Source organism: Finegoldia sp., assembly GCF_046991905.1.
Classification (GTDB): domain Bacteria; phylum Bacillota; class Clostridia; order Tissierellales; family Peptoniphilaceae; genus Finegoldia.
Genome location: NZ_JBKWZF010000002.1, coordinates 150,543 through 162,307, shown reverse-complemented (window position 1 = coordinate 162,307; position 11,765 = coordinate 150,543). Strand labels below are relative to the sequence as shown.

Sequence of the window (11,765 nt, the reverse complement as noted above, 5' to 3'; positions counted from 1 at the left end):
AGTTTCAGGCGTTCTTTTTTATATATTTTTCTTTGCTTGTTTATCGTTATAAATTCTCTTCATCAACATTCCAAGCGCAAACACTCCGAATAAAATAATAAGTCCTTTTACCCATGTAGATGGATTTGTGGATTTGCTTGCTGCATAAGAATAAATCAATGTAGCTGGAAGTTGTCCTATTCCTGTAGCAATGAAGAATTCCCAGAAACCCATTGGAGTCAATCCCGCTGCATAACTTATCGGATCAAATGGAACGAATGGCAATAATCTTGCAACTAAAATAGCATTTTTACCATATCTGTCGAAGAATCCTTCTACTTCTTTCAAAGCTCCTTTTGTGGCAAATTTTTCTGCGATATCTCTTCCCAAAAATCTTGCAATTCCAAAACAAAGCGCTGCCCCTGCCATTGCAGATGTCCAAGACAATATACTTCCCTTAACCCATCCCCAAATAGCTGCATTTGAAAATGTAATCAAGAAAGCTGGGATTGGAGCCGCAACTGATTGAAGAATCATCATCAAAAATGAAATTACAACCGCAGTTTTCCCGAACGATCTGATGTAGGCTTTTACACTTTCAAGGTCTTTGAAAGCTTTGGACATATTAGTCACGCCTTCTCTGAGTGGTTTGATAAAAACAAATGCAAGAACCACAATGAGAATAACGACAATTTTTTTGATATGTTTATTTTCTAATTTCAAAATAATCCCTCCTTACATATCATTATATCAAATAAAAAAATAAACACTTATTGAAATATTCTATAAGTGTTTATCATTTATAAATTTTTACGAATTAAATTTTTCTTTGTCGAAATATTCTTCGCCAGCACCTTTTGCAACGATAACTGTACACACTGCATCTCCTGTGATATTTATCGCTGTTCTAATCATATCCAAAATCCTGTCTATTCCCATTATCATTGCAATCGCAGATATTGGAAGTCCAATTGAATTGAATACCATGGATAAAGTTATCAACCCAACTGAAGGAATTCCTGCAGTACCTACTGATGCAAGTGTCGCTGCAGCAATTACTGTCAAGAAATCTTGTGGAGTTAATTGCATTCCGTAAGCGTTCGCTGCAAATACTACCGCCACTCCCTGCATGATTGCAGTTCCGTCCATGTTGATTGTTGCTCCAAGTGGAATTGTGAATGAAGAAATTTTTCTACTAACTCCAAGCTCTTCCAATTTGTTTATGTTCATTGGCACTGTTGCATTTGAAGATGATGTGGAGAATGCAAATCCCAAAACCGGGAAGAATTTCTTCAAGAATTTGAATGGATTTACTTTTGCAAAAATCGTCAATAAAACCATATACACTAATAAAAGTTGAAGTCCCAATCCTAAAACTACTGTGAGCATGTATTTTAGCATTGACAATATAGCTGATAATCCCAAAGTTGCGAATGTCTTTGTGATAAGTGCAAATACACCAATTGGTGCGAACTTCATTACAATCATAGTCATGTCCATCATTATATCGTTGAATTCTTCGCAGATATTTGCAACGTTGTGTGCTTTTTCTCCCAAATTCGCCAAAATAATTCCAACTAAGAGTGCAAAGAAAATTATTTGCAACATATTTCCTTCTGCCATAGCTTGAATTGGATTTGTAGGAATTAAATTCAACACGGTATCTTTTATTGAAACTGCTTTTGCAGGGTCTGCTTGTGCCGCTTGGCTCACTTTGCTTAAATCAATTCCAACTCCAGGCTTTATAAATGATGCCAATAATAGCGCCAAAGTTATCGCCAAAGCCGTAGTGAACAAATAAAACACGAGTGTTTTAACTCCGATTTTCCCTAATTTTTTAGTATCTCCCATACTCATAGCGCCAGTTACTAATGAGTAGAATACCAAAGGAACCACGAGCATTTGCATCAATCTAATAAACCCTTGTCCCAGTACGTCAAATACACCATTTACCAAAATAGTGTCTTTTATATACGATGAAGGAACAAATAGATTAAAAACTATTCCGACTAACAATCCCAAAAATAATCCAATAAATATTTGAGTTGTAAGTCCCATTTTTTTCTTTTGTTTCATAAACATCTTTCCTTTTCTAATTTTTAATTACAAATTATTTTTTTCAATGTATTTTTTAAGAGAAGTTTGCCAATCTGTGAATTTGTAGATTTGTGATGTGTTCAATAAGAAATTTTCCAAAGCTGTAAAATCAGGTCTGTGACCTTCAATTCTCAAATTCTCATCTTCGATAACTTCTGCAGAAATTCCTTTTATTTTCAAGATTTCTTCTGCAAATTCTTTTCTACTAGCAACACCTTCGCATGATGCATGATATATTCCGTAATCGTAAGTATCCATCAATTTTACGATAAATTCTGCTAATTGATACGCACTTGTTGGGGAAGAATATTGCGCTTTAGGAACCATTACTTTTCCTGTTTCTAGCGCTTCTTTTATAATATCTTCCACCCTGTGATTTACAGGAGAAAACAACCAACTAGTTCTCAAAATAAAATGTTTTACGCTAAATTCCCTTACGAAATTTTCACCCATCAATTTACTTTTACCATACATAGTCGTAGGATGAGGCGTGTCGTATTCTCTGTATGCACTTCTGGATTGTCCACTGAACACATCATCTGCAGACATGTGAATGATTTTTGCATCCACAGTATTCGCTGCAACTGCCATATTTCTAGCTCCAAGTGCATTTACTCTGAACGCTTCGTCTGGGTTTTCTTGGCACAAGACAGGATCTGTAAGTGCAGAACAATTGATGATTACATTCGGTCTATTTCTTCTTGCAAATATAGAAGTTTCATCGGAATTTACAATGTCTACGATATATTTGTCAGTTGCTAATACCTCATCTTCAAATGGATCCAAATATTTTTGTAAAACTTTTCCGATTTTTCCATCTGCACCACTTATCCATATTCTGTTTCTACTCATAATCTCTCCTTAAAAATTAATTTCCAATTCAACTGGGCAGTGATCTGAACCCATTATGCTTTGATGAATTTTCGCATCCACAAGATTGTCCTTCAAATCATCGCTAACTATAAAATAATCAATTCTCCAGCCGGCATTTCTTTCTCTCGCTTTTGCAAAATATGACCAATAAGAATATTCATCCTTTTTATCAGGATAAAAATATCTGAAAGTGTCGATGTATCCATCATTTAATAAAAGTGACATTTTATTTCTTTCTTCATCAGTAAAGCCTGCAGAACGTCTGTTGGATTGTGGGTTTTTCAAATCAATTTCATTGTGTGCAACATTTAAATCCCCACATACTATTACAGGTTTTCTATCTCTTAAAATATTCAAATAATTGTGAAATTCATCTTCCCACACCATTCTATAATCCAATCTCTCTAATTTTTGTTTTGAGTTCGGAGTGTACACATTCACCAAGAAAAAATCTTCGTACTCGCAAGTAATCACACGCCCTTCCATGTCGTGCTCATCTATTCCAATCCCAAAACTTATTCCAATTGGCTCTACTTTTGTATACACTAAAGTTCCCGAATAACCAGCTTTATTAGCTGAGTAGGAATATCTGTGATAACCTTCGAAGTTCATCTCGTCAGTCATTTGGTTTTCTTTCATCTTAATTTCTTGTAAACAAAAAATATCAGCATTCAAACTATCAAATGCTTCCTTAAATCCTTTTTTCATAACGGCTCTAAATCCGTTAACATTCCATGATACTAATTTCATATACTCACCTCTTATTTGTTATTTATTATATCATATACAGCTTTAAAAACTGATAATTGTGATTCTATCTAACGATTATTTATACCCAAATAAACAAACTTTTAATAATTTTCAATTTTGTTAAGTTTTCGCAATTTGATATAATATATTAAAAAGAAAAAGGAGATTTTTATGCAAGACTATAAAAATTTTAAATTAATAGATACAAGAGAATTGTCCGACATCAATTCGACGGCTTTTCTTTTCGAACACGAAAAAACGAAAGCGAAAGTTTTGAAACTAGCTAACGACGACGAAAACAAAGTTTTTTCAATTGCATTTAAGACAATTCCACAAGATAGTACAGGTGTCGCTCACATTATGGAGCATTCAGTTCTTAATGGATCAAAAAAATACACAACTCGTGAACCATTTATGGACTTGGTAAAGTCTTCACTACAAACATTTTTGAACGCTATAACTTATCCCGATAAAACTTGCTATCCTGTAGCAAGTCGTAACGCCAAGGATTTCAAAAATCTCGTGGACGTTTATTTGGATGCAGTGTTCAATCCAATTGTCTATGAAAAGAAGAATATTTTCTACCAAGAAGGATGGCACTACGAAATCAAAAACAAGGAAGATGATATCAAATACAACGGAGTTGTCTACAACGAAATGAAAGGTTCTTACAGTTCAATTTACACAATTATTTTCGATGAATTGTTTAAATATTTGTACCCTGACACAACTTACGCTCATTCATCTGGCGGTAATCCTTACAACATTCCAGATTTAACATACGAAAAATTCTTGGAATTCCACGACAAATACTACCATCCATCAAATTCTTTTATTTATTTCTACGGAAATGGAAATATTGAAGAAGAATTAGACCATTTGTCAGAATATTTGGATGAATATGATTACAAAAAAATCGACTCAGAAATTCCTTACCAAAAACCATTTGACGAAGCTAAAAAAGTCCAAGTCGAATACAATATATCAAAAGACGAAAAGCCTGACGGAAAAGATGTATTGGTTTACGCTGCAAATGTCGGTCACATTACAAATGTAAAGGACGTTTTCGTTTCAAGCATTTTAAACGATGTATTGTTCTCCAATGAATCTGCATTAATCAAGGAAAAATTATTGCAAGAAAACATCTGTGAATCCGTAGAGAGTGTATCATCTTACGGTCAAGAACTTACAATGGGTGTTATCGCTGAAAATTCAGACGCAAAAAATACAGAAAAGTTCGAACAATTAGTCAAAAATGAATTAGAAAATATAGTAAAAAACGGAATTGACAAGGATGAACTGACTTCTACTCTTAATAAATTGGAATATGATTTGAAAGAAGCTGGAAGTTTCCACACAAAAGGAGTTATATATTTCTTAAAATCAGCTCTAAGTTTCATGTACTCAGATAGCTACTACGACCAATTGCAATTCTCAGAAACTCTATTAGAATGTAGAAAATTGATCGATACAGATTACTACGAAAAATTCATCGAAGAAAAATTGTTAAACAACAACTTCAAATTGATTTTATCGTTGAAGGCAACTCCTGGTCTTAATTTGAAAAAAGACAACGAAGTTAAGGAAAAACTAAAACAATACAAAAATAGTTTGTCCGATGAAGAGTTAAACGAATTGATAGATTTGAACAAGAATTTGGAAAAATTCCAATCAGAAGAAGACTCAAAAGAACAAAAAGATACCATCCCTACGTTGGAACTTTCAGACATCGATGCCAAGCTTGAAGATGTGGAAAGAATCGAAAAGAAAATCGACAACTACACATTCTTAAATCCAAATCTATTCACATCAAACATTCACTACGCATCATTTATGTTTGATTTGTCGAAGTTCTCGCAAAAAGATTACTTCTATTTGTCACTTTTATCCGATTATATCGGACTAAGCGACACTACAAATTACGACTACAAAAAACTCTACACTCAAACATACCTTAAATCAGGCGGAGTATTTACGACAATTCATTTGAATAACGTCAAAAATTCTGAAGAATTAAAGTCCAATTTTGTGTTTAGTTTCAAAACAATTGAAAAAACTGAAGATGAGTGCATCAAAATCTTGGAAGAATACTTGTTCAACGTAAAATTTGATGACAAAAATAGATTCAAAAACATTCTTCAAAACCTAAAACAAGATTACAAGCAAAAAATATTAGAAGCGGGTAACCAATTTGCACTAATGAGATCCATGGCATCATTCTCTGAAAGAAGCGTATTAGAAGATGAATGTTCTGGCTTTAGCTATTATGAAAAATTGTGCGATATATTAAATGATTTTGATGAAAAAGCGGAAATCACATTAAAAAAATTACAAGATTACTACGGAAAAATCGTAAATTCAAACAATATGATTGTAAGCATAATCAACGAACGTGAATCTGCTAATAAATTCTTCGATAAATTACAACAATCATTGATTTCAAAAATGAACACAGAAGAAATCGACATCAAATCTTCTCCAACTAAGTTTTTCAAATTAAAAGAAGGATACAAAACTTCTTCAAATGTGAATTACGTAGTAAAATCAGCAGATTTGAAAAAATACGGGTTTGAATACAATTCCAAAATAACTGTTCTGACAAATATATTGAACACTTCATTCTTATACAACGAAGTCAGAGCAAAAGGTGGAGCGTATGGAGTTGGAATGAGTGTTAGCTTGAACGGAATTTTATATGTGTATTCTTACAGAGATCCTAACATGAAAAATACAATCGACATCTACGATCAAATCGACAAATTCGTAGAAAACATGAACTTCGATGAAAAAGAAATGAAACAATTCATCATAGGAACTGTGAACCAATTCAACCCACCAATGACTACATTCACAAAAGGAAGTCGTTCGATTAACATGTATTTGTCTGGAAGAACAATAGAAGATTATGAAAATTATCTTGAAAATATGCTACTCACAACAGTAGATGACTTGAAGCAATTTTCTGAAATAATCAAAAAAGCAATGAAAGAAAACCACTTAGTAGTTGTAGGTAACGACACAAAAATCGATGAAGATGCGAGTCTTTTCGATAAAATAATCAATGTAGAATAAAATATCCACTAACCAAAAATAGGACTGTGACAACAGCCCTATTTTTTTAATTTTAACAAAACTTTTTAGTTAAACGAATTTATAACATCAAACATTGGAATTGTGATGGATATTACGATGAATCCAACGATTATTGCCATGAATATTATAAGCATCGGCTCTAGTATGCTGATGAATGATTTGATTGCATATTCTACTTCTCCGTCGTAAAATTCTGATAATTTTTCGAAAATATCTCCCAGTTCGCCTGTGTTTTCTGCAACTTTTAGCATGGAGTTGAACACTTGCGGAGTGATTTTTCTTTTGTTAAAAGCTTCTTCTAGTGTGAATTCTCCTGATTCAATCTCTTTGAATATGTCAGAAAGTTCTTGTTTGTAGTATTTGTTTTTCATGGATTTTTGAATTATGATGAGTCCATCAAGAATTGTCATGGAGTTTTTGTGAGTTATGCTTAAACTTCTCGCAATTTCAGATGAGATTACGATTTGTCTTTGTTTTCCAAAAATAGGATTTGTAGTTTTGAATTTATCCAGATAATATCCAAATTTTGTTCTTCGATAAGCTATAATACCTCCTGCTGTTATTAAAAGTAAAATAATGAGTATTAATAATCCGTTCTCGTTAATTGCATTTGATACTGAAATTAAAATTCTTGTAGACAGTGGCAGCACCATGTCAGAGCTTTCAAACAAATCCACGAATGTTGGAATGACGTTTTTGAGCATAAATATCAGCATTACAATTCCCGTAACAGTGAGAATTATAGGATAAATCATAGCGTTTTGAACTTTTTTGTTGATATCGTAAGTTCTCTCATAGTATTTGCTCAAATCGTAGACTACTTTGTCGAGCTTCCCACTTTCTTCTCCTAATTTCATCATTGATGTAAAAAACATATCGAAGTTTTTGTCATTTGCAAAACTTTCCGACACGCTCATTCCATTATTCAAATTCTCGGAAACTTTGTCCAAGCTCGGTTTAAGTTGTTTGAATTCTTTTTGTTCTTTAAGTAGATTTACGATTTCGATGATTGGAATCTTAGCGTTCAGAAGAATTGAAAACTGTCTCAAAAACAAAAACAGTTTTTTCTTCGATACTTTGAGATTTATTTCTTTTTTTAAGATGCTATCTTCTTTTAATAAACTGTCAATCTTCATTGTACAACCTCATTGCTTCGTCAAATGAAGTATTGCCAAGTGCTACTTGTATCAAAGCTTTTTTGAACAAACTGTCTATTTTATTTTCTTCACCGTAATTTTTCAAAGATTTCAAGTTCATATCTTTTTTGATTAAACTTCTCAAATCATCGTCGATTTTTAGTATTTGCATGACAGCCATTCTTCCCTCGTAACCAGAACTACATTCATCGCAATTTCCTGGCTCGTAAATTTCAGTTGGATTTAATCCGTTCGATCTGAAAACTTCCATTTGTGAAGGTGTTGGTGTGACTTTTTTCTTACAATGAGGGCACAATTTTCTCACCAATCTTTGCGCGATAACAACTTTAAGAGACGCCCTTATCATGTAATCTTCAATCCCCATATCCATAAGTCTGATTATGGACTGATAGCAATCGTCTGTGTGAATTGTTGAATAAACTTTGTGGCCTGTGATTGAAGCTCTAATTGCAAGCTTTGCAGTTTCCAAATCTCTAATTTCTCCGACCATTATTACAGAAGGGTCTTGTCTAAGTACAAACTTCAACGTATTATCAAACCTCAAACCAATTTTTTCGTTGATTTGAATTTGATTAATTCCAAAAATATTGTACTCGACTGGATTTTCAATCGTGATAATATTTTTATCGATTGTATTTTCTCGTTCTAGCATTGTGTAAAGCGTTGTTGTTTTACCACTTCCAGTTGGCCCACAAATCAATACCATTCCATTTTCAAATTTCGTAAATCCTTCAATCATTTGTTGTTCACTTTCAGAAATCCCAAGATTTTGCATACCGATTTTAAAAGATTCTGGATTCAAAATTCTAATAACGCATTTTTGGCCATGAATTGTGTTGATAATGCTAATTCTAAGATCAATTTTTGTGTTTTCATATGTATATGTAATTCTTCCATCTTGTGGAAGTCTTTTTTCTGCAATATCAAGCTCACTCATTATTTTAATTCTAGTAATTATTTTTGAATGCATACTCTTGTCCACAGTCTTGTATTTCACCAAACTTCCATTGATTCTGAATCTAATCCTGACATTTTCTTCAAATGGTTCAATGTGAATGTCGCTGGAATTTTTTCTGATTGCATCATCAATTATAGAATTTACAAATAAAATATTATCGCTGATTTCCATTGTTATCTCCTTGTATATATCTAATTTAATTATATCATTAAAATAATTAAATCAATCTACAAATGAAAAAAACACCAACTGCATTGCAGTTGATATCTTTATATTTACACCAATAATCTGCCACCTTGTGTGTACAAATTATAATAATATCCTTTTTGTTCCATCAATTGTTGGTGCGTTCCACGTTCGATTATTCCTTCTTCAGTCAACACCAAAATCAAATCTGCGTTTTGAACGGTTGTAAGTCTGTGGGCGATCGTAAGCGAACTTCTTCCTTTTGCCAAGTTTTCCAACGATTCTTGCACGATAAATTCGCTCTTATTGTCAAGTGCTGATGTCGCTTCGTCTAATATCAAAATCGGTGGATTTTTCAAGAAAACTCTAGCGATTGAAATTCTTTGTTTTTGACCACCTGAAAGCATAACTCCACGTTCACCGACATAAGTGTCAAATCCATTTTCCAAGTTCATTATAAAATCGTACGCTCCTGCTGCTTTTGCCGCATCGATTACTTCTTGTTCAGTTGCATCAGGCTTTCCGTACAATATGTTTTCTCTAACAGTTCCACTGAACAAATACACATCTTGTTGAACCATTCCGATGTTTGAGCGAAGTGATTGAATTTTGATTTTGCGAACGTCAATTCCTTCCACCAAAATCTCTCCATCTTCTACATCATAAAATCTAGGAATCAAATTACACAAAGTGGTTTTTCCGCCGCCTGAAGGCCCCACCAAGGCAACTTTTTGTCCTGGATTTATCGTAAATGAAATATTGTTAAGCACATTCTCGCTGTTGTTATTGTATTTAAAGCTTACATCCTTGATTTCGATTTTACCTTTGACGTTTTCCAAATCCACAGCGTCTTCGTCATCGAAAATCTCGATATCTTGATCCATTATTTCTGTAAATCTTTCGATACCAGTCATCCCACGTTGGAATTGTTCCGTAAATTCTACAATTCTTCTCACAGTTGTAAGTAACGTTTGAACGTAAAGGATGAATGCTACGATGTCCCCACTACTCATCTTCCCTTCGACTAGGAAAAGTCCACCGAATAAAACCACGATAATGTACATTATTCCATCAAATGCTTTTGTTATCGTGTTAAATCCAGCCATTGATGCGTACGTTTCTGATTTTATATCCAAGAATTTCTTGTTACCTTTTTGGAATTTTTCGATTTCTACATCTTCATTTGCGAATGATTTTACAACTTTAACCCCAAGCAAGCTATCTTCGATATCCGCATTCAACACTCCGATGTGATGTTTTTGTTCTTTGAATCCTTTACGCATTCTTCTGTTGTATTTTGATGCAAACACAATCATTATAGGAATTGATAAGAACAAAATCACAGTCAACATTGAATTTAATCTGACTAAAATTACAAATGATACTATTATCTTGATAAATCCAATAAAATATTCTTCTGGACAGTGATGTGAAAACTCTGTTATATCAAACAAATCCGAAGTGATTCTAGCCATAATTTGTCCGACTTTTGTTTCGTTAAAATACGAATCGGAAAGTTTTTGCAAATGTTGGAACACATCGTATCTCATATCCGTTTCAATCTTCGCACCCATTATGTGTCCTGTTTTTGTCATGTAGAATCCAGCAAACAAATCAATCACTTTGATGATTAAAAGCAAAATAGCCATTCGAATGACCATTTCTCGTGTCAAAGAATATGTTCCAAGTCCTGCATTTGTCAGTCTTCTCAAAATCATCGGCAACACCATATCTGTAAGTGTAGTAAGAGCAGCACAGAACAAATCAAACATCAAAATGAATTTGTATTTCTTAAAATAAGGCATAACCCTTTTTATCAGATTGAGATTTCTTTTCATACTTGTATCCTTTCTTTTAAAATTAATCAATACAACAATTATAGCACATTAAATTATTTTACATAAGAAACAAACCGCCAAATCCAAAATCAATCTGATTTCAAACTAGGCGGCCAATTTATTTTGTGGATAATTTTTTCATTAATATTGTAATTGCAAAAAATCCTACCAATATTAAAATGTAAATAATAATATTCAGTATGAACAAATTTTGCTTCACTGGTCCTGAAAAAATCGAAAAATATGAAAACAAAACAATTCCAATCGCTGATATGGCAATCAAAATGTATCTGAATTTACTGTCATGAAATCTCTTTTCTTTTCTGGAGATTATAATCGGAGTTGCGATTACAGCTGCAAACATCGTCAAATAAAGTATAACTGCAGACACTGAAATTTGTTTAAATTCCAATCCTAAAAAATTTCTAACTAGATTGGTAAAAAGTCCAACAGAAGTTATCAACAAAAAGTAATACACAAATTCTATTAATTTATTCGCTATACTCACATTAGAAAAATCTTCAATGTAGTTGTTGACCTTTCGAAGTTCCGATTTGTACAATTCTTCTGTAGGAAATGCGCCCTTTTTTTGTAACTGCATCAAATCAATATCCAAAAGTTTCTCACATTCACTTAACGTCTTAAAATACAGGTTTCTTGTCTTCAAATTCATCATAATTCTTTGTTTTATATCTGAAAAATCTTCATCCAATTTCATTCGTTTTCACCTCTCATATATAATACCATAAAAAAACTATAAATTATTCAGTTTATATTCAAAAATTATTCACGCTATTTTATCCCAAATTGTTGGTAAGTTTTTGTGGATAAATG

Annotated in this window: 9 protein-coding genes; 1 reads left to right on the top strand and 8 read right to left on the bottom strand. The window is 32.9% G+C overall.

Going from position 1 to position 11,765, the window contains the following annotated elements:
* Nucleotides 1-18: 18 nt before the first annotated feature.
* From ACLUJM_RS01910 to ACLUJM_RS01895, 4 genes are all read right to left on the bottom strand, one after another.
* A complete protein-coding gene (locus ACLUJM_RS01910; RefSeq protein WP_412412037.1) occupies nt 19-702 on the bottom strand; it encodes a TVP38/TMEM64 family protein in 684 nt (227 codons plus the stop codon).
* A gap of 87 nt (nt 703-789) precedes the next feature.
* On the bottom strand, nt 790-2,055 hold the full coding sequence (locus ACLUJM_RS01905; RefSeq protein WP_412412036.1) for a dicarboxylate/amino acid:cation symporter: 1,266 nt from the start codon (nt 2,053-2,055) through the stop codon (nt 790-792).
* A gap of 27 nt (nt 2,056-2,082) precedes the next feature.
* A complete protein-coding gene (locus ACLUJM_RS01900) occupies nt 2,083-2,928 on the bottom strand; it encodes an SDR family oxidoreductase (RefSeq protein WP_412412034.1) in 846 nt (281 codons plus the stop codon).
* A 9-nt stretch (nt 2,929-2,937) separates the two neighbouring features.
* Nucleotides 2,938-3,699: an exodeoxyribonuclease III gene (locus ACLUJM_RS01895; RefSeq protein WP_316072171.1), complete on the bottom strand. Its 762-nt coding sequence runs from the start codon at nt 3,697-3,699 to the stop codon at nt 2,938-2,940.
* A gap of 171 nt (nt 3,700-3,870) precedes the next feature.
* On the opposite strand from ACLUJM_RS01895, the gene ACLUJM_RS01890 reads away from it, so the two are divergent.
* Nucleotides 3,871-6,771, top strand: a complete 2,901-nt coding sequence (locus ACLUJM_RS01890) for an insulinase family protein (protein WP_412412033.1) — start codon at nt 3,871-3,873, stop codon at nt 6,769-6,771.
* Between the two features lie 65 nt (nt 6,772-6,836).
* Here ACLUJM_RS01890 and ACLUJM_RS01885 read toward each other — a convergent pair whose 3' ends face one another.
* The 4 genes from ACLUJM_RS01885 to ACLUJM_RS01870 form a co-directional block, all read right to left on the bottom strand.
* Nucleotides 6,837-7,928, bottom strand: a complete 1,092-nt coding sequence (locus ACLUJM_RS01885) for a type II secretion system F family protein (protein ID WP_412412032.1) — start codon at nt 7,926-7,928, stop codon at nt 6,837-6,839.
* Nucleotides 7,918-9,078: a GspE/PulE family protein gene (locus tag ACLUJM_RS01880; protein WP_102164202.1), complete on the bottom strand. Its 1,161-nt coding sequence runs from the start codon at nt 9,076-9,078 to the stop codon at nt 7,918-7,920. Before ACLUJM_RS01880 ends, ACLUJM_RS01885 begins: the two co-directional genes overlap by 11 nt.
* Before the next feature lie 104 nt (nt 9,079-9,182).
* Nucleotides 9,183-10,931 (bottom strand): ABC transporter ATP-binding protein, encoded by a 1,749-nt coding sequence (locus tag ACLUJM_RS01875; RefSeq protein ID WP_316094839.1) that lies wholly within the window; start codon nt 10,929-10,931, stop codon nt 9,183-9,185.
* 118 nt (nt 10,932-11,049) lie between these two features.
* Nucleotides 11,050-11,649 carry a hypothetical protein gene (locus ACLUJM_RS01870; RefSeq protein ID WP_278725227.1) on the bottom strand — a complete coding sequence of 200 codons (600 nt, stop codon included), beginning with the start codon at nt 11,647-11,649 and terminating at the stop codon, nt 11,050-11,052.
* Nucleotides 11,650-11,765: the final 116 nt, after the last annotated feature.